Source organism: Streptomyces sp. NPDC029014, from assembly GCF_055564695.1.
In genome coordinates, this window is record NZ_JBVHVT010000004.1 from 33,201 (window position 1) to 53,093 (window position 19,893).

Consider the following 19,893-nt stretch of genomic DNA (forward strand, 5'->3'; position numbering starts at 1 on the left):
CCGTGTGTCATGGTGGACCGGTGCCGACCACCGTATCGCTGCCGGACGACTGGCCCGCACACCCGGACCGGTCGCTCTCGCTCAACCGCATGGGCAGTTTCGACTGGGACCTCGTCGCCGGCGTCATGCACATGGACGAGGCCGCCCTCGACGTGTTCGACACCCTGCCCGAGGAGTACGACGGACGGCCCGACTCGCTCGCCGCGCGGGTTCCACAGGCCGAGTCCGTCCGGCTCGACGCCCTCGTCTCCAGCACCCTGAAGGCCGGCGACGACAGCTACGGCGCCTACTTCCGCATCCGGTGCCGGGACGGACGGCTGCGCTGGACCCACACCCAGGGCCGCGTCATGCGCGACGGCGACGGCCGCCCGTACCGGATCATCGGCATCGTCCGCGACGCCACCGAGGAGCTCACCCACTCCGCCGAACGCCTCGGCCTGGACGAGGAGCGGCGCCGGCAGACCTCCGTCGTGGAGAGCACCACCGCCGCCCTCGCCCACGCCCGGACCGTGCGGGACGTCATCGACGTCATCGGCGACGCGCACGGTCTGGAGCGGCTCGGCTCCATGGGCATGGTGATGGGCCTGGTCGAGGCCGGGCGGATCCACCTGGTGGCCGAAGGCCCCGAGGGCAGCTTCGTGCCCGGCACCCGCTACACCCGCATCGACGAGAACTACCCGATGAGCGAGGTCGTCCGCTCGCTCCAGCCGCGCTTCCTGGACTCCCCGCACGAGTTCGCCGAGGACTATCCGGGGCTCTGGCAGAAGATCTCCTACATGGACATCTCGGCGGCCGCCTACCTGCCGCTGGTCGCCCAGGCCCGCCCGATCGGCGCGATCGGCCTGCTCTACCAGGACAAGGCCGGCTTCACCCAGGACGAGCGGAACCTCCTCGTCGCCCTCGGCAGCAGCATCGCCCAGAGCCTGCAGCGCGCCATGCTGCTCGAACAGGAGCACGACCTCGCGGAGGGGCTCCAGCAGGCCATGCTGCCGCGCCGCATCCCCGCCGTCGACGGCGGCGAGATCGCGGTCCGCTACCGGTCCGCCCGGATGGGCCAGGACATCGGCGGTGACTGGTACGACGTCATCCCGCTGCCCGGCGGCAGGGTCGGCGCGGTCATCGGCGACGTCCAGGGCCACGACACCCACGCCGCCGCCGTGATGGGCCAGCTGCGCATCGTGCTGCGCGCCTACGCCGCCGAGGGGCACTCGCCCGGCACGGTCATCGCCCGCGCCTCGGTGTTCCTGCACGAGCTGGACACCGACCGCTTCGCGACCTGCACCTACGTCGAGGCCGACCTCGCGACCGGCGTCCTGCAGGTCGTACGGGCCGGGCACATCGACCCCCTGCTGCGCACCCGGGACGGGGACTGCCGGCCGCTGTCGGCCGAGGGCGGGATGCCGCTGGGCCTCTCGGCGGAGTTCGGCCGGCTGGAGTACCCGGTCACCACCGTGGAGCTCGACCCCGGGGAAACCCTCCTGCTGTGCACGGACGGTCTGGTCGAGCACCCCGGAGCGGACCTCGACGACGGCGTCCGGCTGCTCGGCGACCTGGTCCGCAGCGGGCCCTCGGACCTCCAGGAGCTCGCCGACCGGCTGTGCGAGGCCATCGACGAGCGGGGCGGCGACGACGACATGGCGCTGCTCCTGCTGCGCCGCCGGGTGGAGGAGACCGCGCAGGGCGGGGGCCGGCTCCAGCAGCACGTGGCCCCGGGGGACCCCGAGGCCCTGGTGGCCGCCCGCCACATGATCGGGGCCGCGGTACGGGCCTGGGGCGCGGGGGAGCGGGCCGACGAGATCGAACTCATCGCCGACGAGCTGATCGTCAACGCCCTCATGCACACCGACGGCCCGGCCATCGTCACCCTGCGCGTCCTGACCGCCCCGGAACGCCGGCTCCGGGTGGAGGTGGAGGACCGCTCCAGCGCCCTGCCGCGCCGCCGCGAGGCCGGAGACTCGGGCGTCTCGGGCCGCGGACTGATGCTGGTGGACCGCCTCGCCGACGCCTGGGGCGTGGAATCGCGCGGCAGCGGCAAGTGCGTGTGGTGCGAGTTCCTGATGGAGTGACCCCGTCCGCTCGCCGTCCGCCGCAGGTCGCGTCAGGCTGGGGGCATGCCCGAGCTGCCGGAGGTCGAGGCCCTCAGGGAGTTCCTCGACGAGCACCTCACCGGGCGGGTGGTCGCCCGCGTCCTCCCGCTCGCCGTCAGCGTGCTCAAGACGTACGACCCGCCGCCGAGCGCCCTCGAAGGGCGGGCGGCCGGCCCCACCGCCCGGTACGGCAAGTTCCTCGCCCTTCGGATCGGCGACCTGCACCTGGTCACCCACCTGGCCCGGGCCGGCTGGCTCCGCTGGCACGACACCGTGCCCGAACGCCCGCCGCGCCCCGGGAAGGGGCCCCTCGCACTGCGCGTGGTCCTGGAGGACGGCAGCGGCTTCGACCTCACGGAGGCGGGCACCCAGAAGCGCCTCGCCGTCCACGTCGTCCGCGACCCGCAGGAGGTGCCCGGCATCGCCCGCCTGGGCCCGGACCCCCTCGCCGACGACTTCGACCGGGACGCGTTCGCCGCGGTGCTGGTGGGGGAGCGGCGGCAGATCAAGGGAGTCCTGCGCGACCAGAGCGTGATCGCGGGCATCGGCAACGCCTACAGCGACGAGATCCTGCACGCCGCGCGGGTCTCCCCCTACAAGCTGGCCTCGGCCTTCGACGAGGAGCAGGTCACCCGGCTGTACGAGGCCGTCCGGGGCACCCTGCGCGAGGCCGTGGAACGCGCCCACGGCGTGGCCGCCGGAGGCCTCAAGGCGGAGAAGAAGAGCGGGCTGCGGGTGCACGGGAGGGACGGGGAGCCCTGCCCGGTGTGCGGGGACACCATCCGCTCGGTGTCCTTCGCGGACTCCTCGCTCCAGTACTGCCCCACCTGCCAGACCGGCGGCAAGCCGCTCGCCGACCGCAGGCTCTCGCGTCTGCTCAAATGACCTCCCCCGGTCCCCGCCGGCTGCGTAGACTCCCGCAGCATGTCGCAGGAGCAGCCGTCCCCGCGGGAGCGGCCGCTGCCGCCGCCCCGGAGGGAGACCGTCACGGGCGTCCCGCGCGGCGCCCGCCGACGGCCTCCCGCGCACACCCCGGCCCGCTCGGAGATCTCCGAGCAGACCACCCTGGGAGCCACGTACGTACGGGCCCTGATGCGCAGTCAGCTGCGGGCCGGGCTGGGGGCGCTGGCCGCCCTCGCCCTGCTGGTCGGGACGCTGCCCGTGCTGTTCGCCCTCGCCCGACCCGCGCCGGGGCCGCTGGTGTGGGCGGTGCTCGGCCTGGCCGTCTACCCGGTGCTGTGGCTGATCGCCCGCTGGTACGTCGGCCGGGCCGAGCGCAACGAGGCCGACTTCACCGGCCTGGTGGCGGACCCGGCCGAGGCCCCGGTACCGCCGCGGCGGCAGTAGGGCCGCTCCGGCGGCCCGCCGGTACGCGGTCGGGCCGGCTCCGGCGGTGCGGGAGCGGTGCCGGGCCTCAGAAGAGGTGCATCGCCAAGTGGCCCAGTGGGAGGCCGAGTTGCCAGGCGGGCGTCCAGACCCGGGCGTTCTCGTCCAGGGCCTGCGGGCCGTCGGCGGGGCCGGACCGGCCGGGGTCGAGGTTGGTGGCGAACAGTTCCGTGCTGTCGAGCCAGCGCCAGGCCGCCCGGGCCAGTTCCAGGTCCGGGTCCTCGTCGCGCCCGCCGTCCCGGGCCTCCTCGCCGAGGGCGAGGAACCGGGTGTGCACCCAGTCGCGCCAGGGGTGCCCGTACGCGGTCAGCGAGAGCCACTCGTCGAGCTGCGAGACGACCCGGATCCCGGAGAGCTCGCCGGCCGCGTCGGAGAGGTAGATGGTCAGGGCGAGCGTGTCGCGCCCGGCACGGAACTCCAGGGTACTGACCGGGATCAGCCGTCCCGTGCGCAGCAGTTCGTCGGCGATGTACTCGGCGTAGAGCCATGCCATGGGCACCGCGAGCCCGCCGTCACTGGTGCCGTTCGTACCCTCGGGCTGCACCGTTCCACCTTCTCCCGCGTGTCGAGCTTGCCTCCGTCAGCGTCGAGCCTTCCTCGACCGGCTTGCACGACGGGGCGTGTTTACTCAACTTGAACGGTCTGCGGCCGATTTCCATGCGCTTTCTGTCCGATCCCGGTCCATTGGGATCGTTCTGCGCGTGATTCCTCCGGGATTCCACGGGATTCCTCCTGGGAGTCCCGCTACGCCACCCCGCTGCGCTCAGGCGCCGAGGCCGTACCCGTAGCCGTATCCCTGGAGCCCCTTGCGCAGGGCGCGCAGGGCGTAGTGGGTGCGGGACTTGACGGTGCCGGCCGGGATGCCGAGCTCCGCGGCGGCCTCGGCCACCGAGCGGTCCTGGAAGTAGACCTGCATCAACACGGCGCGGTGCTCGGGCCCGAGGGAGCCCACCGCCCGCCGGACGTCGATGGCGATGACCGAGCCGGCGACGGCGTCCTCGGCCGCCGGCGCCTGTTCCAGGGACTCCGCGTCGACCTCCTGCGGCCGCGACAGGCGTGCCCGGCGGGCGTCGATCGCGAGCCGCCGCGCGACCGTGAACAGCCAGGGCCGCATGGAGTCGTGGCCGCTCGCCAGGACCTCGGGGTGCTGCCAGGCCCGTACGAGGGTCTCCTGGACGAGGTCCTCGGCGCGCTGGGGGTCGCCGCCGGTGAGCCCGAGCAGGAAACCGAACAGGGCCCGCCCGTGGTCGCGCTGGAGTTCGGCCAGTGCCTCGGGGTCGGTGCGCGCGAGGGTGGGGGGAAGCGGCACGGGTGGCTCCTTCCTGGGGCCGTCGGGTCCTGACGCACCCACCCTCACCTGCGGGGAGCGCCTCGGGAACGGTCACGCCGGCGCGTTGCGCCCAAGCGTCCGGGCCGACCGGTCAGCGGGCGCGACCGGCGACGAACGGTCGAACGGCGCGGCGAACGGCCGCCGGGACGCACCCGGCCCCGCAGGGCGGGAGCGGAGGGAGCCGTTCCTGGACGGGCGGCATCTCTCTCCATGACATAAAAGATGATCAGATAGTCGTACTAATGGGAGATGGTCCACATGACCACACAGACCCGGCGGGCCCTCGCATTCCTGACGGCGGCCCTGCTCGCAGGTGCCGCCGCCGGCTGCTCGGCCGGAGGGGAGCCACCGCCCGCCCGCCTCGGCAAACCGCACGACCCACCCCCGTCCGGCGGCGCGGGTACCGCGCGCGGCTTCACCCTCGTCGCGAGCGGCGACGTCCTGCCGCACGACTCGATCATCAAACGGGCCGCCGCCGACGCGGACGGCGACGGCCACGACTTCCGCCCGATGTTCTCCCGGGTCAAACCCCTGGTCTCGGCCGCCGACCTGGCCCTGTGCCACATGGAGACCGTCTACGGACCGGACGGCGGGCCCTTCACCGGCTACCCGGCCTTCGTCTCCCCGCCGCAGGTCGCCGACGGCCTGCGCGACGCCGGCTACGACGGCTGCTCCACGGCCTCGAACCACACGCTCGACGCCGGCCCGGAGGGCATCAAGCGCACCCTCGACGCCTTCGACCGGGTCGGGCTGGGCCACGCGGGCTCGGCCCGCACCGCCGCCGAGGCGGCCGCACCGAGGGTGTACCAGGCCGGATCCGCGAAGATCGCGCACCTCGCGTACACGTACGACACCAACGGCTACCCCCTGCCCAAGGGGCAGCCCTGGGCCGTCAACCTCATGGAGCAGGACAAGATCATCGCCGATGCGCGGGCCGCCCGGAAGGCCGGCGCGGACGTGGTCCTCGTCAGCCTGCACTGGGGCACGGAATGGCGGACCGAACCCGACGAGCGGCAGCTCTCGCTCGGCAAGGCGCTCACCGCCTCCCGGACCGGGAGCCGCCCCGACATCGACATGATCCTCGGCACCCACGCACACATCCCGCAGGCCTACGAGAAGGTCAACGGGACCTGGATCGTCTACGGCATGGGCGACCAGATCGCCGGCGAGATGTTCAACCACTCCGGCGCACGGGACCTGCGCGGCAACTACGGCTCGATCGGCCGCTTCACCTTCGCCCCGCCGGCCGCGGCCGGGGAGCGCTGGCAGGTCACCAAGGCCGAGTTCGTCCCGCAGATGATGGACCTCGCCGCGGGCAAGGTCGTCAACCTGCCCGAAGCGCTCGCCCAGGACCCCCACGACGACCGCTACCGCACCGCCCAGGAGGCGATCAGCGAAGCCGTCCTCTCCCGCGGCGCCGCCCAGAGCGGCCTGACGATGGGCAGGTAGCCGTCACCGCCCGCCGGGCACCCGCCGTCGGGCGGTCGGCGGGAGCGCGGCCCGTCACGGCACCACCGTGACGGGCCACCGCCCCGCCTTCACCAGCCGCACCGCCACCGAGCCCACGATCCGGTGCCCGGCCTGCTCCGAGGCGCCGACCACCACCGCGTCGGCCTTCAGCTCGTCCGCCGCGCCCACCAGCCCCGCGTACGGGTCGCCCCGGAACGTGTGGAACTCCCAGCGCACGTCGTAGATCCCCCTGAGCCGCTCCGCCGCCTCCCGGATCTCGGCGACCAGCCCCTCGGCGATCTCCTCGGTCGTCCCCGCCACCGGCGCGCCCAGCGACGCCCCGGCCGCCATGACCGGCTGGACGTACACCAGCGCCAGCAGCGCGTTCTGCCGCCGGGCCAGCCCGGCCGCGTAGGCTGCGGCGCGCAGCGAGGACGCGGACCCGTCCACCCCGGCGAGGATGACCTTCGGGCCGTCGGTACCGCGCTCGAATCCCGTGTTCCCGTGCTCCGTCACCCTTCCGAGGGTAGGCGGCTCGGCGCGCGGACCTCCGCCGCCCTCCCTACAGTGCGAACCATGAGTGCCACCCTGGAACGGACCAGGGACACCCGGAACCGCTTCCTGGGCCGGGTGCCCGACGCGTACGCCGCGTTCTTCGGAGTCCTCGGGCTGGTCTGCGCCGTCCTGGCGCTCTCCCCGACCCTGCGCCACCTCCTGCGGCACGTCGTCTGGTTCCTCGACGCCTTCGTGGTGCCGGTCAGCGCCAACCTCGCCTACGCCGTCTTCCTCTTCCTGCTCGCCGCCGCGCTCGGCACCCGCAAGAAGGTCGCCTGGTGGATCGTCGTCACCTACCTGGCCCTGCTGATCCTCGTCGACGCGCTGATCATGCTCCAAGGGGACTTCTGGATCGGCGGCCCCTCCCTGGTCATCGCCGTCGCCGCGCTGGTCCTCCTGATCGCCGCCCGCAGGGAGTTCTACGCCGCCTCCCGCCCCGGGGCCTTCTGGCGGGCCCTGCTCGTCCTGGGCCTCGGCCTGCTCACCGCCGTCCTCCTCGGCTGGGGCCTGGTCGCGCTCTTCCCCGGCACCCTCCCGCCGGACCAGTGGCTGGACTGGGCCGCCAAACAGGTCTTCGGCGGCCTGTTCTCGGCCCGCCAGTTCGAGGGCCACCCGCCGCGCCCGCTGTACTTCCTCCTCGGCCTGTTCGGCGCCCTCGCCCTGCTGAACGCCGCCGCCGCCCTCTTCCGCTCCCAGCGCCTGACCGCCGCCCTCCACGGCGACGAGGAGCCCCGCATCCGCGCCCTGCTGCGGGCCTACGGGCGCAGCGACTCCCTCGGCTACTTCGCCACCCGCCGGGACAAGGCCGTCGTCTTCGCCCCCAACGGCCGGGCCTGCGTCACCTACCGCGTCGAGGCGGGCGTCTGCCTGGCCAGCGGCGACCCCGTGGGCGACCCCACCGCCTGGAGCCCCGCCGTCGACGCCTGGCTGGGCGTCGCCCGCCGCTACGGCTGGCAGCCCGCCGTCATGGGCGCCTCCGAGGAGGGCGCCACCGCGTACGCCCGCTCCGGGCTCGGAGCCCTCCAGCTGGGTGACGAGGCCATCCTCCACGTCGCCCACTTCGACCTCGACGGCCGTGACATGCGCGTCACCCGCCAGGCCGTGGGCCGCGTCCGGCGGGCCGGCGCCACCACCCTGATCCGCCGGCACTCCGCGCTCGCCGAGGAGGAGATGCAGCGGATCATCGACCGCGCCGACACCTGGCGCGACACCGAGACCGAGCGCGGCTTCTCCATGGCCCTGAACCGGCTAGGCGACCCCGCCGACGGGGACTGCCTGCTCGTCGAGGCCTTCGACCGGGAGGGCGAGCTGATCGCCCTGCTGTCCTTCGTCCCCTGGGGCCCGGACGGCATCTCCCTGGACCTGATGCGCCGCGACCGCACCGCCCCCAACGGCGTCACGGAGTTCATGGTCGCCGAGCTGTGCGCCGCCGCACCCGGCCTCGGCGTCCGCCGGATCTCCCTCAACTTCGCCGTCTTCCGGTCCGCGTTCGAGGAGGGCGCCCGGATCGGTGCGGGGCCGGTGCTGAAGCTGTGGCGCAGGCTCCTGCTGTTCTTCTCCCGCTGGTGGCAGCTGGAGGCCCTGTACCGCTCCAACGTGAAGTACGGCCCCGAGTGGTACCCGCGGTTCCTCTGCTACCAGGACGCCGGCTCGCTCGCCCGGGTCAGCCTCGCCTCCGGCATCGCCGAGGGCTTCGTCTCCGTACCCAGCCTGCGCAAGCTCTGGGGCAACGCACACCTCAGGGGCCTGACCGCCCCCGCCACCACCGAAGGGCTGCCCCCGCTCGACGCCCTCGGCCTGGAAGGCGTGTCGCAGGAGCCGCCGGCCGTCCCCGTCGAGCGGCTCCCGGAACAGGTGCGCGTCCGGCACGAAAAGCTGGGGCGGCTGCGCGCCGCCGGGGTCGACCCCTACCCCGTCGGCATCCCGCAGCGCACCCACACCGTCGCCGCCCTCCGCGCCGCCCACCCCGGGCACCCGCCCGGCACCCGCACCGGTGAGCGGGCCACCCTCGCCGGCCGGGTGATGGTCGTACGCGATCTCGGCGGCGTCGTCTTCGCCGTCCTGCGCGACTGGTCCGGGGACCTCCAGCTGATGCTCACCCGCGACGAGACCGGCCCCGAGGTCCTGGACTCCTTCGCCTCCCGGGTCGACTTCGGCGACCACGTCCTCGTCACCGGCGAGGCCGGCACCAGCCGGACCGGCGAGCCCTCCCTCGTGGTCTCCTCCTGGCTGCTGACCGGCAAATGCCTGCGCCCGCTCCCCGACAAGCGCAAGGGCCTCGCCGACCCCGAGGCCAGGGTCCGGCGCCGCTACCTCGACCTGGTCGCCAGCCCCGACGCACGCGACGTCGTACGGGCCCGCTCGGCGGCCGTCCAGGCACTGCGCCAGGGGCTGCTGGACCGCGGCTACCTGGAGGTCGAGACCCCGATGCTCCAGCAGATCCACGGCGGGGCCAACGCCCGGCCGTTCCGCACCCACATCAACGCCTACGACCTCGACCTCTACCTGCGCATCGCGCCCGAGCTGTACCTCAAGCGGCTCTGCGTCGGGGGCCTGGAGAAGGTCTTCGAGATGGGCCGCACCTTCCGCAACGAGGGCGTCTCCTACAAGCACAACCCCGAGTTCACGATGCTGGAGGCGTACCAGGCCTTCGCCGACTACGACGTGATGCTGGACCTCACCCGCGAACTGATCCAGGGCGCCGCGACGGCCGCGTTCGGCACGCCCGTCGCCCACAAGGCGGGCCCGGACGGCAAGCTCGTCGTCCACGACATCTCCGGCCCCTGGCCGGTCAAGACGATGTACGGGGCGATCAGCGAGGCACTCGGCGAACAGGTCGACGCCGACACCCCGGAGCACGCGCTGCGCCGGCTGTGCGACCGGTCAGGGGTGCCGCACGCCCCCGACGACACCCGCGGCGACGTGGTGCTGGAGATGTACGAGCGGCTGGTGGAGGAGAAGACCCTGCTGCCCACCTTCTACAAGGACTTCCCGACCGACGTCTCCCCGCTCACCCGGCAGCACCGGGGCGACCCGCGCCTCGCCGAGCGCTGGGACCTGGTGGCCTTCGGCACCGAACTGGGCACCGCCTACTCGGAGCTCACCGACCCCGTCGAGCAGCGGCGCCGGCTCACCGCCCAGTCGCTGCTGGCGGCGGGCGGCGACCCGGAGGCGATGGAGCTCGACGACGACTTCCTGGACGCGCTGGAGTACGCGATGCCGCCGACCGGTGGTCTGGGCATCGGCGTCGACCGGCTGGTCATGTTCCTCACGGGCCTGACGATCCGCGAGACCCTGCCGTTCCCGCTGGTACGGCGCGGCTGAACGGGTGGGCGGAAGGGGCCGCGTCCGCGCCTCCCGGCATCCGCGGCGGTCTCGTTGGTACGTAGTAATAATGAAAAATGACGAGCCGACAGTAGGGCGGCGCGTGATCGTGCGCACCGCCGTCTTCCTCGGAATCGCCGCCGCCTCAGGACTCCTCGCCGCCGGAGAGGACGCACTGCCCGGCCACCCGCCCCCCGCGGGCGGAGGCGGGCCGGGGGCGGGCACCGCTGCGGGCACCGGCGCGGGAGCCGACTCGGGTGCCGGCTCGGGTGCCGGAACGGCCCTCGGGCAGCCCGGCGCCGGCGGAGCCGCCGGACCGGGCGGGGTCCGCGCCGTGCGGCCGCAGACCCCGGGCCGCACCGCGTACCGGCTCAGCCCCATGACCGCCGAGGGGCCGCTGCGCCCTCCGGTGGCGAGGCCCGTCGTACGCACCCGGCCCATCCTCGAACTCCCGCCCGCAGCCAGCACGGCCAGCGCCATGGTGCTCACCTTCGACGACGGCCCCGACCCCCGCTACACCCCGACCATCCTCGACACCCTCGCCCGGTACCGCGTCCCCGCCCTCTTCTTCGTCTGCGGGGAGAGGGCCGACGAGAACCGCGACCTGCTGCGCCGGATGGCCGACGAGGGCCACGTCATCGGCAACCACACCTGGTCCCATCCCCTGATCCCGCGGCTCAGCCGGCCCGGACTCGCCGACGAGATCGCCTCCACCAGCGAGGTCGTCGCGAAGACCGTGGGGGAGGCGCCCGTCTGGTTCCGGGCGCCTTACGGGGCCTGGAACCGGGCCGCGTTCGAGATCGGCGCCCAACTGGGCATGGAACCGCTCGCCTGGACCGTCGACAGCATGGACTGGACGGATCCCGGCACGTCCGTGGTCGTCTCGCACGTCCTGCAGGGCGCCGCCCCCGGCGTGATCGTGCTCAACCACGACGCCGGCGGCGACCGCTCGCAGAGCGTCCGGGCCCTCGACACCTACCTGCCCCAGCTGATCGCCCGCGGCTACCGGATGACGCTGCCCACGCTGCCGCCCCGCTGAGGAGGCGTCTCCCCGGCGGGGCGGGCGGAAGTGGTGGGAGGCCGGGGAGGGCGCTCAGCGGGCCTCCACCATACGGGCGAAGACGACGACGTTGCCCTCGTAGCCCCGGGCCTTCGAGTAGCCGCCGCCACAGGTGATCACCCGCAGCTCCGGCCGGCCGGTGTCCCCGTACACCCGCGATCCGGGGAAGGTGTCCTTCGAGAACACCTCCACGCCGTACACCTCGAACACCGCCGTGCGCCCGTCGTAGCGGTCCACCTCGATCCGGTGGCCCTTGCGCAGTGAGCCGAGCCCGTAGAAGACCGCCGGCCCCGCCGCGTTGTCGACGTGGCCCACGATCACCGAGGACCCGCGCTGGCCCGGCGAGATGCCGTTGAGGTACCAGCCCGCGAGGTTCGGGTCCTCGGGCGGCGGGGCGTCGACCCAGCCCTGCGCGTCCAGGCCCACCGTCATCACCGGCGCGTCCACCCGGATCGCCGGGATCCGGATGCGCTGCACCGACGAGTGGTCCAACACCTGCGACGCGGTCGCAGGACCCGGTGACGCACCCGGCGGCTGCCCCACGGGCGCCGACACCGCCGCGGCGGCGGTCGGCTGCGGCGGACCGTCCCCGACGTCCGCTCCGTTGCGCATCACGGCGAGCCCGCTGAGCATGACCAGTGCGAGCACGCCCCAAGGCGACCATCTCCTGCGCGGCTGCTCGCTCTCGTCCTCGGTCATGGCAATCCCTTCCCGACGCGGGGGTCCCGACCCGCGTTCGCGTCCCACCCCGGTACGCCCTTTCCCCCGCACGCTAAGGCCGTTTCCGCAAGACGGCGATCGCTGAACGGCGAACGGGTGGCGGGGTCCTACGGGGTGCGCCCATCCAGGTATTCATCACATAAACAGCTGACGGGTCGTGACCTGCGGATCCGTCAGACGACGCGCGCACCGCCCGGCGTGTCGCTCAACCGTGCGGCCCAAAGCCGGACATGCGCTGGTTGCGGGCCCGCCCGAGGGTCGTGCTTGGGAGGCGTTCTCGTCGATCATCCCGGGCGACCGCTCCGGGGCGCTTTCCGCTGGAGGTTCCACCATGCGTGTTCTGCGCGCTCTCACCGTGGCCGCTGCGGCCAGCGCCACCATCGGACTCAGTACGCCCCTCGCCACGGCGAACGACGCCCCGGCGGCCGGCTCGCCAGGAGCCGGTGTGCCCGCGGCCGGTCAGCCAGCGGCCGGTGTGCCCGCGGCCGGTGTGCCCGCGGCCGGTCAGCCAGCGGCCGGATCGCCGGGGGGCGGCGGCAACGGGCCCAGCAACGTGACGGTCAACCCGTACTCCGTGCACCAGGGTTCCACCATGCAGGTCAGCGCGGCCGGCTGCCTGCGCGGCGGCACCGTCTGGTCGCCCAACAACTTTCAGCAGGAGCGGCTGTCGGCCGGGTCCATCGGGTTCGCCACCGTCCGGATCTTCAACCACGCCTCGCCCGGCAACCACACGCTGTCGGTCAAGTGCGACGACAACAGCCTGGTCGCCACGCACCGCTTCACGATCCTCGAAGGCCGGGGCGCACAGGGTGGTCTCGGAGGCTCCATCGGGCCGTCCACCGCCGAGACCGCCATCGGGTCGAGCCTCGTGGGGGCCGCGGCCCTCGGAGCGGGTGCCCACGTGCTGCGCCGGCGCCGCCCCGTCCGCAGCCGGGCCTGACGACCGGCCGGGCCTCCCCGGTCCTGGCCCCGGACACCGCCGGTCGCCCCGGGTCCCGCAGGACCCCGGGCCGCCGGCGGTCGGCGCTCGCCGGTCGGCGCTCCGGCGACGCGCACGGCGTCAGTGTCCGCGCGCGCCCGCGCGGCGCCGGACCGCGTACCCGGTCCCGGCCGCGGCGGCGAGGAAGAGGGCCGCTCCCGCGCCGACGGCCCAGGGGTCCATTCCGGCGACGCTGCCGCCCAGCCCGCCCCGGACCCCGCGCGCGGGGCGCGCCGCAGGAGGGGGTACGGCGACGGCCGGAGCCCCGAACGTGGAACTCGTGGTGGGACGGGTGCTGCCGCCGGTGATCGTGAGGTCGGTCGAGCCGTTCTCGCCGTTGCAGGTGAAGGTCACCGAGTACACGGCCCCGCGGCGGGCGTCGCGGTCCACCGTGACCCGGGCGGTCCTGCCGCGTTCGACGGTCACGGTGTCGAAGACACCGGAGGAGACGGTGGCGTGGGCGGCGTTGCAACCGCTGAGGGAGAGCGTCACCTGGCCGCCGGGGGCGACCGTGGCCGGGGTGACGGCGAAGCCGAACGAGGTGATCGGCTGGGCCCCGGCCGCCCCCGCACCGGGCGGGCCGAGGACGCCGAACGCGATCAGGGCGGCCGCGGCGCCGGTGCCGACCAGGGCAGTGGCGGAGGTACGTATCGCACCCATGATTGGTCCTCCGGATCCCGAGGAGCAGCCGCGGAACCGTTTCCGCACGGGGAGGGGGATGCACCTCGACGCTCGACACGCTAGGCGCGGGCGGGGTGGCCCGCGATCAGGAACGGGCGAATGGGGCACATCGGTGGGCCGAACCGGGGACGGAGGGCCCCTCCCCGGTTTGCCTCCTCTGCCCGCCTCCCGGGGTCGCCTCCGGGGGGTGCCCCCTGGGTCTCCCGCCGGTCAGCCGCCCAGGTCCAGGTGCGGGAACTGGGCGAGGAACGGCTCCGCGGTGGCCGCGATGCCGCGCCCGAACGGCGCGTCGAAGTCCCAGATGAGGAACAGCAGGAACGCGATCAGCGCACTGAACAGGCCCGCCAGCAGCAACTCCCTGAACGAGCGCCGGATCTGCAGGGTGAAGACCAGGCCCACGGTCACCAGCGCCCCGGTGATCAGGCCGAACCACACCACCCCCGGCATGGTCGCCCCCGCGCTCCCGGCCCGGGAGCTGCGGGCGTCGTCCACCAGCGCCACCTGGTCCACCAGCGGCTGGTAGGCCTGCCCCTCGTGGTCGGTCTGGGGCTCGTAGTCGGTCACGTCCCGGCGGATACGTTCCAGCAGCTCCGCGCCGCGGTCGGTGAGGGTGCCCTGCTCGGCCATCTGCTTCCACTCGGTGTCCACGACGTGGGACACGTACGCGTCGACGTCGGCCCGGATCTTCTTGCGCACCTCGGCCGGGTAGACCTCGGAGCGGGCGCTGATCTCGTGCAGGGCCTGGGCCTCCTGGCGCACGTACTCCTGGGCGGCCCCCCGGCCCTCCCAGACGCCCGCGATGGCCAGGCCCAGCACGATGGCGTAGATCACCCCGATCATCATCGTCATGTACTCGATGACGTCCGGAGTCTCGCTGGGATCGTCGTCGTCGCCGATCCGCCGGTGGTTGATGAAGACGATGGCCAGCACCACGGCACAGGCCGCGGCCATCGCGATGGTCAGGACGAGCCATTCCGACAAGACGACTCCCAAGGGGGGGCGCGGGTGGACGGGGCCGGGGACGGGGTCGGGGCCTCAGCGCGGACGCAGTGCGGCCAGCGCGAGCACCGCCGGGGCCGCGGTCATGAGCGTGAAGGTGACCGGTGAGATGTGGTGCTCCACCGGCTTGCGGGCCGGCGCCCGGTAGACCGGCCTGGCCACGACCTTCTTCGCGGGCGGTGGCGGTGGCGGTGGCGGTGCGGGCGGAGCCGGGGGAGGCGGGGGCGCGACCGGGGCCGCGTACTGCTTCGCGGGAGCCGGCTTCGGCTGCGGCTTCGGCGGGGCCGGGGGAGCGGGCGGGGGCGGGGGCGGGGGCTTCGGGACGGGCGGGGGTGTCGGTTTGGGCGGCGGGGTGGGCTTCGGCGTGGGTTTCGGGGTCGGCGTCGGGGTGGGCCCGGGCGTGGGCTTCGGCGGGCAGGGCGGGGGAGGCGGCGGCGGGCAGTGGTGTCCGTGGCCCTTTCCGCGGCCCTTGTCGTGGCCCTTTCCCTGGCCGCCGTCGTGGCCGCTTCCCCGGCCGTTCCCGCCGCCGTCTGACGGACCGTCGGCGTGATGTGCGCCACCCCGGACCACGGCCACGGCCCCGCTGCCGGCGACCGCGACCGCCGTGACGGCCGCCGAGCCGTCACCGGACCGGATCGTCGCGTATGCGCAGCTATCGGCCACGGCCGGGGTGGCGGACAACGCCGCCCACAGCAGGACCGGGGCCACCATCAGGTGCCTGGCAGAGGCTCTGTTCACGCCGGGATCATGGGCTCGGGCGCGCCCGCGCACGCGGGGCTCGGCTCTGGTTCGTCCGAACGGGTGGCGCGCGGACCGTAGAGGTTTGAGCCATGAAACGGTGCGGCTCGGTCGCGACCTTGTCGCTCGGCATAAGAGACTTGTCGGTTTCGGTCATTCGTGGCGGCGGAGGCCGTCGGGGTCTTTGGTGTGTGATGAAGAACGGATCACCAATTTCCGCTTTTGCTCGCTCCCTTGGGCAATGATCAGTACATTCGGCTCGGACAGGTGTCCTACCCCGGACGACCGCCACGGACTACGGCTTGGAGACCGCGATGGAGCGCCCCGCCTGGGCCCCGCCAGGGATCGACATATCGGTGCCGAGCGTGTCCCGGATCTACGATTACTACCTGGGCGGCTCGCACAATTTCGAGGTCGACCGGCAGGCCGCCCGCCGCGCCATGGAATTCACCCCGGGCCTGCCCAAGATCATGCAGGCGAACCGCGCCTTCATGCGTCGCGCCGTCCGCTACGCCGTCGACCAGGGCGTCACCCAGTTCCTCGACATCGGCTCCGGAATCCCCACCTTCGGCAACGTCCACGAGGTCGCCCAGGAGGCCAGCCCCGAGGCCCGCGTCGTGTACGTGGACCACGACCCCGTGGCCGTCGCGCACAGCAGGGCCGTGCTCGCCGGCAGCGACCGCGCCGGGGTCGTCACCGCCGACCTGCGCAAGCCGCAGGACGTCTTGGGTTCCTCCGAGGTCGCCCGGCTGCTGGACCTCGAACGTCCGGTCGCCCTGCTGCTGGTCGCCGTGCTGCACTTCGTGGAGGACGCGGACGCCCCGTACGCAGCCGTCGCCGAACTCCGCGACGCCCTGCCCTCCGGTAGTCTGCTCGTCCTCACGCATGCCTCGTATGAAGGCCTGCCGCTGTCCGAGGAGGTCGCAGGCGGGATGGTCGACGTCTACCGGGACATCCGCAGCCCCCTCGTGATGCGCACCCGCGAGCAGGTGGTCCGCTTCTTCGACGGGTTCGAACTCGTCGACCCCGGGCTCGTGTCCATGCCGAACTGGCAGCCCGAAGGCCTCGCCGCCCCCCAGGACGGCGAGATGCCGGAGGACCCGTACGCCTTCGCGGGCTTCGCCGGAGTGGGACGCAAGGCGTGAGATCCCCGGCCGCGGTGCCTCCCGGCACACCGACCCCGAAGAGCGCGCACCCCGCGCAGGGCGAGCCCCTCCAGGACCCGCCCGCCGGCCCGTCGGCGACCCCGGCGGGCCCCGCCGCGCTGCGCAGCGGGCTGGAGGACCGGATCGGGCGCTTCGCCACCATCTGGGGCCGAGCCATCTTCCCGTTCACGGCGACCTCGCTGACCCGCGTCGAGTTCGAGCAGCACCTGGTGCCGCTCACCCGCACGCTCGCCGAGGCCCTGCACGCCCGGCCCTTCGACGCGGCCGCCGCCCAGCGGGTCGGGGCCGAGCTCGTCGCCGTGCACTGCACCGACCCGGAGGCGCTGGCCGGCACGCTCGGCGTGGTCGAGTCGTACCTCGTGCTCTACTGCGGCCCCGACGGCGTCGGCGTGGAGGGCGCCGAGGAGTACCGGTCCCGGTGCGCCCGGCTCCAGCACCAGATCGCGGCGGGCTTCGCCCGGGCCCTGCGCGAGCGCACCCTCAAGGAGCAGGAGGCCATCGCGCGCTCGGCGCTGACCGCCCGCGTCGACGCCCAGCAGGCCCTGCACGCGAGCGAGGAACGCTTCAGGGCGGTCTTCGAGGGCGCGGCCGTCGGCATCGGCATCGCCGACCTCGAGGGCAACGTCCTGGAGGTGAACGACGCGCTGCTGCAGATGTTCGGCGGCATGGGCGGGCACGTCCACGGCCGCAACGTCAGCGAGTGGGGGCACCCCGACGACGCCCCGCAGGTGTGGCGGATGTACGGCGAGCTCGTGCGCGGCGAACGCGAGAGCTACCGCGTGGAGAAGCCGTACTACCGGCACGACGGAACCGTCCTGTGGACCAACCTGACGGTGTCGCTGCTGCGCGACGCCGACGGCACCCCGCAGTACCAGCTGGCACTGATGGAGGACACCACCGAGCGCCGGCTGCTGAACCTGAGGCTCCGCTACGAGGCCACCCACGACGCGCTGACCGGCCTGCCCAACCGGACCCTGTTCTTCGAGCGGCTGGAGAAGGCCCTGAGCGGGATCGGAGGCAGCCGCTTCGGGCTGTGCTACCTCGACCTCGACGGGTTCAAGGCGGTCAACGACAGCCTCGGCCACTCGGCGGGCGACCGGCTGCTCGTGGAGGTCGCCGACCGGCTGCAGAGCTGCGTCACCGGCCAGAGCGAGGTCGTCGCCCGGCTCGGCGGCGACGAGTTCGTCGCCCTGACCACCGGCCCGGACACCGAGGAGAAGGTGACCGAGCTCGCCGTCCGCATCCTGTCCGCCCTCTCGGCGCCGATCCGCATCGAGGGCCGGGAGCTGTCGGTGCGCGGCAGCATCGGCATCGTGGAGGGTCCCGCGGGGGAGCGCACCCCGGCCGAGGTGCTGCGCAGCGCCGACATCACCATGTACCGGGCGAAGGCGGCCGGCGGCAGCCGCTTCGAGTTCGCCGACGCCGAGGCCGACGCCCGCGCCATCACCCGGCACGGCCTGACCAACGCCCTGCCCGCGGCGCTGGAACGCGGCGAGTTCTTCATCGAGTACCAGCCGCTGGTCCACATGCTCGACGGCAGCGTGCGCGGCGCCGAGGCGCTGGTGCGCTGGGAGCACCCGCAGTACGGGGTCCTCGGCCCGGACCGGTTCATCCCGCTCGCCGAACGCACCGGGCTGATCGTGCCGCTCGGCCGCTGGGTCCTGGAGGAGTCCGTCCGCCAGGCCCGCACCTGGCAGCGCGAGCACGGCGGCTCGCCGCTGCGCGTCAACGTCAACCTCTCGCCGACCCAGCTCCAGCACCCCGGGCTGGTCGCGGACACCGTCGCGGTGCTGGAGAGCGCGGGCCTCGCCCCCGGAGCCCTGTGCCTGGAGGTCACCGAGTCGGCCCTGATCGGCGCCGACGACGAGCTCCTGGAACCGCTGCACCGGCTCGCCGAGCTCGGCGTCGACATCGCGCTGGACGACTTCGGCACCGGCTACTCGAACCTGGCGAACCTGCGCCGCCTGCCGGTCAGCGTGCTGAAGCTGGACCGCTCCTTCACCAAGGGGATGCAGCAGCAGCCCGCCAACCCGGTCGACGTCAAGATCGTGGAAGGCATCGTCGCGCTGGCGCACAGCCTCGAACTCGCCGTCACCGTCGAGGGGGTGGAGACCGGCGCCCAGGCGGCCCAGCTGCGGGCACTCGGCTGCGACACCGCGCAGGGCTGGTACTACGCCCGCCCCGGCGCCCCCGACCGCATCCACGCCCTCTCCCTCTCCGACGCGGTCCCCGCCCCCTCCTGACCCCGCGCCCGGCCCGGCCGCGCAGTCCCGCGGCGTTACGCGGCCCCGGCCTCGGTCCCGTTGCCGGGGGTGCGCACCGCTTCGACCACCCGCTCGTGCCGCCGGGTGGTGTCGGCCAGCACCTCGGCCGCGACCGGCAGCCGCTCCGCCTCGTAGGCATCGAGCACGTCCGGCCCGGCGGTCCCGGTGAGGGCCGTGGCCAGGGTCCGGGCGAGGGCGGCCGCGTCCTGGATGCCGGTGTTCATGCCGAACCCGCCGGCTATCGGATGGACGTGGGCCGCGTCGCCCGCGAGGAAGACCCGGCCCTCGCGCATCCGGGCGGCCATGCGCACGTTGACCCGCCAGGACGACAACCACGTGGGGTCCGCCAGCCGGATGCCCGGCATCCGGGCGTGCCGGTCGAAGAGCCGCTGGAAGCCTTCCAGCGACGGCGGCAGCTGCCTGCCCTCCGCGTCCCGCTCCGGCGAGGCCTGGAGCTGGAAGGCGTCCGTCCCGGGCATCGGGCAGAGCAGGATCCCGCCCCCGTCCGAGGTGAACCACTGGTGCCAGAACTCCCGGCTGAGCCCGGGCGCCCGCACGTCCCCGAGCACCATCTCCTCCTCCTGCGCGGTGTGCCCCTCGAAGGGGATCCCGAGGAGCTTGCGCGTGGTGCTGCCCCCGCCGTCGCACCCGGCGAGGTACGCGGCCCGGATCACCGTGCCGTCCGCCAGCTCGGCGTCCACGCCCGTCCCGTCCTGTCGGACAGCGGCGAGCCGGGCCCCGTACTCGACGTGCACGCCGAGTTCGGCGAGCCGGTCGCGCAGCACCTGTTCGACCTGCCACTGGCCGATGAGCAGTCCGTCGCCGACGGTGGGGGTGTCGCGCACGGGGGCGCCGTCGAAGTACTTGCGCAGCACCAGCCCCTTGCGGCCGAGGGCGGCCATGCGCGCGCCCACGCCGAGTTCGGCGAAGACGCCGAGGCTGTCGGGCTGCAGGCCCTTGCCGCGCGATTCGCGGTGCGGTTCCGCGCGCTGCTCCACCACCCGCACGCCCAGGCCGCGGCGGGCCAGGTCGCACGCCAGCGTGAGTCCCGTCGGGCCGGAACCCGTGATGAGTACGTCGGTCATCGGATGTCCTCTCCTCGTCGTTGTCTCAAGGAAAGCGGCTCCCACTAGGAAAAGCAACCCGGTTACAAAA

General features: G+C 73.7%; 17 protein-coding genes. 9 read left to right on the forward strand and 8 right to left on the reverse strand.

Going from position 1 to position 19,893, the window contains the following annotated elements:
- The first annotated feature begins 2 nt into the window (after positions 1–2).
- The 3 genes from ACZ4VL_RS03465 to ACZ4VL_RS03475 are packed head-to-tail and all read left to right on the forward strand — an operon-like array spanning position 3 to position 3,434.
- Positions 3–2,066: a SpoIIE family protein phosphatase gene (locus tag ACZ4VL_RS03465; RefSeq protein WP_468195258.1), complete on the forward strand. Its 2,064-nt coding sequence runs from the start codon at positions 3–5 to the stop codon at positions 2,064–2,066.
- 45 nt (positions 2,067–2,111) lie between these two features.
- A complete protein-coding gene (locus tag ACZ4VL_RS03470) occupies positions 2,112–2,972 on the forward strand; it encodes an Fpg/Nei family DNA glycosylase (protein ID WP_468195261.1) in 861 nt (286 codons plus the stop codon).
- 39 nt (positions 2,973–3,011) lie between these two features.
- Positions 3,012–3,434 (forward strand): DUF485 domain-containing protein, encoded by a 423-nt coding sequence (locus ACZ4VL_RS03475; RefSeq protein WP_468195263.1) that lies wholly within the window; start codon positions 3,012–3,014, stop codon positions 3,432–3,434.
- 67 nt (positions 3,435–3,501) lie between these two features.
- On the opposite strand, the gene ACZ4VL_RS03480 is transcribed toward ACZ4VL_RS03475, so the two are convergent.
- Both ACZ4VL_RS03480 and ACZ4VL_RS03485 read right to left on the reverse strand, forming a co-directional pair.
- Positions 3,502–3,966, reverse strand: coding sequence for a hypothetical protein (locus ACZ4VL_RS03480; RefSeq protein WP_468195498.1), 465 nt, complete (start codon positions 3,964–3,966; stop codon positions 3,502–3,504).
- Between the two features lie 270 nt (positions 3,967–4,236).
- Positions 4,237–4,782, reverse strand: coding sequence for a sigma-70 family RNA polymerase sigma factor (locus ACZ4VL_RS03485; protein WP_404234735.1), 546 nt, complete (start codon positions 4,780–4,782; stop codon positions 4,237–4,239).
- A 279-nt stretch (positions 4,783–5,061) separates the two neighbouring features.
- On the opposite strand from ACZ4VL_RS03485, the gene ACZ4VL_RS03490 reads away from it, so the two are divergent.
- Positions 5,062–6,252: a CapA family protein gene (locus ACZ4VL_RS03490; protein ID WP_468195267.1), complete on the forward strand. Its 1,191-nt coding sequence runs from the start codon at positions 5,062–5,064 to the stop codon at positions 6,250–6,252.
- Positions 6,253–6,306: 54 nt separating this feature from the next.
- Here ACZ4VL_RS03490 and ACZ4VL_RS03495 read toward each other — a convergent pair whose 3' ends face one another.
- Positions 6,307–6,768: a universal stress protein gene (locus ACZ4VL_RS03495; RefSeq protein ID WP_468195269.1), complete on the reverse strand. Its 462-nt coding sequence runs from the start codon at positions 6,766–6,768 to the stop codon at positions 6,307–6,309.
- A gap of 60 nt (positions 6,769–6,828) precedes the next feature.
- Between ACZ4VL_RS03495 and lysX the strand changes: the two genes are divergently transcribed.
- Positions 6,829–10,131 (forward strand): bifunctional lysylphosphatidylglycerol synthetase/lysine--tRNA ligase LysX, encoded by a 3,303-nt coding sequence (lysX, locus tag ACZ4VL_RS03500; RefSeq protein WP_468195272.1) that lies wholly within the window; start codon positions 6,829–6,831, stop codon positions 10,129–10,131.
- Between the two features lie 70 nt (positions 10,132–10,201).
- Positions 10,202–11,170, forward strand: a complete 969-nt coding sequence (locus ACZ4VL_RS03505; RefSeq protein WP_468195274.1) for a polysaccharide deacetylase family protein — start codon at positions 10,202–10,204, stop codon at positions 11,168–11,170.
- A gap of 54 nt (positions 11,171–11,224) precedes the next feature.
- Here the strand turns inward: ACZ4VL_RS03505 and ACZ4VL_RS03510 are convergent, their stop codons facing one another.
- Positions 11,225–11,890, reverse strand: coding sequence for a class F sortase (locus tag ACZ4VL_RS03510; RefSeq protein WP_468195276.1), 666 nt, complete (start codon positions 11,888–11,890; stop codon positions 11,225–11,227).
- A 352-nt stretch (positions 11,891–12,242) separates the two neighbouring features.
- On the opposite strand from ACZ4VL_RS03510, the gene ACZ4VL_RS03515 reads away from it, so the two are divergent.
- Entirely contained in the window at positions 12,243–12,851 is a 609-nt protein-coding gene (locus ACZ4VL_RS03515; protein WP_468195279.1) for a hypothetical protein, read from the forward strand.
- Positions 12,852–12,971: 120 nt separating this feature from the next.
- Here the strand turns inward: ACZ4VL_RS03515 and ACZ4VL_RS03520 are convergent, their stop codons facing one another.
- The 3 genes from ACZ4VL_RS03520 to ACZ4VL_RS03530 form a co-directional block, all read right to left on the reverse strand.
- Positions 12,972–13,550: a hypothetical protein gene (locus tag ACZ4VL_RS03520; RefSeq protein ID WP_468195281.1), complete on the reverse strand. Its 579-nt coding sequence runs from the start codon at positions 13,548–13,550 to the stop codon at positions 12,972–12,974.
- A gap of 231 nt (positions 13,551–13,781) precedes the next feature.
- Positions 13,782–14,552 carry a bestrophin-like domain gene (locus ACZ4VL_RS03525; RefSeq protein ID WP_468195283.1) on the reverse strand — a complete coding sequence of 257 codons (771 nt, stop codon included), beginning with the start codon at positions 14,550–14,552 and terminating at the stop codon, positions 13,782–13,784.
- Positions 14,553–14,606: 54 nt separating this feature from the next.
- A complete protein-coding gene (locus tag ACZ4VL_RS03530) occupies positions 14,607–14,732 on the reverse strand; it encodes a hypothetical protein (protein ID WP_468195286.1) in 126 nt (41 codons plus the stop codon).
- 890 nt (positions 14,733–15,622) lie between these two features.
- Here ACZ4VL_RS03530 and ACZ4VL_RS03535 point away from each other — a divergent pair.
- Together ACZ4VL_RS03535 and ACZ4VL_RS03540 are read left to right on the forward strand one after the other, a co-directional pair.
- Complete coding sequence (locus ACZ4VL_RS03535; RefSeq protein ID WP_361086038.1) at positions 15,623–16,453, forward strand: SAM-dependent methyltransferase; 831 nt, start codon at positions 15,623–15,625, stop codon at positions 16,451–16,453.
- 119 nt (positions 16,454–16,572) lie between these two features.
- Positions 16,573–18,717, forward strand: coding sequence for a putative bifunctional diguanylate cyclase/phosphodiesterase (locus ACZ4VL_RS03540; protein ID WP_468195500.1), 2,145 nt, complete (start codon positions 16,573–16,575; stop codon positions 18,715–18,717).
- Between the two features lie 35 nt (positions 18,718–18,752).
- Here the strand turns inward: ACZ4VL_RS03540 and ACZ4VL_RS03545 are convergent, their stop codons facing one another.
- Positions 18,753–19,823: an FAD-dependent monooxygenase gene (locus tag ACZ4VL_RS03545; protein WP_468195289.1), complete on the reverse strand. Its 1,071-nt coding sequence runs from the start codon at positions 19,821–19,823 to the stop codon at positions 18,753–18,755.
- Between the last annotated feature and the right edge of the window lie 70 nt (positions 19,824–19,893).

Bases quoted from the DNA above. Each gene is read 5' to 3' on its own strand.
- ACZ4VL_RS03535 (WP_361086038.1), top strand. From the start codon at position 15,623: ATGGAGCGCCCCGCCTGGGCCCCGCCAGGGATCGACATATCGGTGCCG.
- ACZ4VL_RS03515 (WP_468195279.1), top strand. From the start codon at position 12,243: ATGCGTGTTCTGCGCGCTCTCACCGTGGCCGCTGCGGCCAGCGCCACC.
- ACZ4VL_RS03520 (WP_468195281.1), bottom strand. From the start codon at position 13,550: ATGGGTGCGATACGTACCTCCGCCACTGCCCTGGTCGGCACCGGCGCC.
- ACZ4VL_RS03510 (WP_468195276.1), bottom strand. From the start codon at position 11,890: ATGACCGAGGACGAGAGCGAGCAGCCGCGCAGGAGATGGTCGCCTTGG.
- lysX (WP_468195272.1), top strand. From the start codon at position 6,829: ATGAGTGCCACCCTGGAACGGACCAGGGACACCCGGAACCGCTTCCTG.
- ACZ4VL_RS03470 (WP_468195261.1), top strand. From the start codon at position 2,112: ATGCCCGAGCTGCCGGAGGTCGAGGCCCTCAGGGAGTTCCTCGACGAG.
- ACZ4VL_RS03480 (WP_468195498.1), bottom strand. From the start codon at position 3,966: ATGGCATGGCTCTACGCCGAGTACATCGCCGACGAACTGCTGCGCACG.
- ACZ4VL_RS03505 (WP_468195274.1), top strand. From the start codon at position 10,202: ATGAAAAATGACGAGCCGACAGTAGGGCGGCGCGTGATCGTGCGCACC.
- ACZ4VL_RS03475 (WP_468195263.1), top strand. From the start codon at position 3,012: ATGTCGCAGGAGCAGCCGTCCCCGCGGGAGCGGCCGCTGCCGCCGCCC.
- ACZ4VL_RS03490 (WP_468195267.1), top strand. From the start codon at position 5,062: ATGACCACACAGACCCGGCGGGCCCTCGCATTCCTGACGGCGGCCCTG.
- ACZ4VL_RS03545 (WP_468195289.1), bottom strand. From the start codon at position 19,823: ATGACCGACGTACTCATCACGGGTTCCGGCCCGACGGGACTCACGCTG.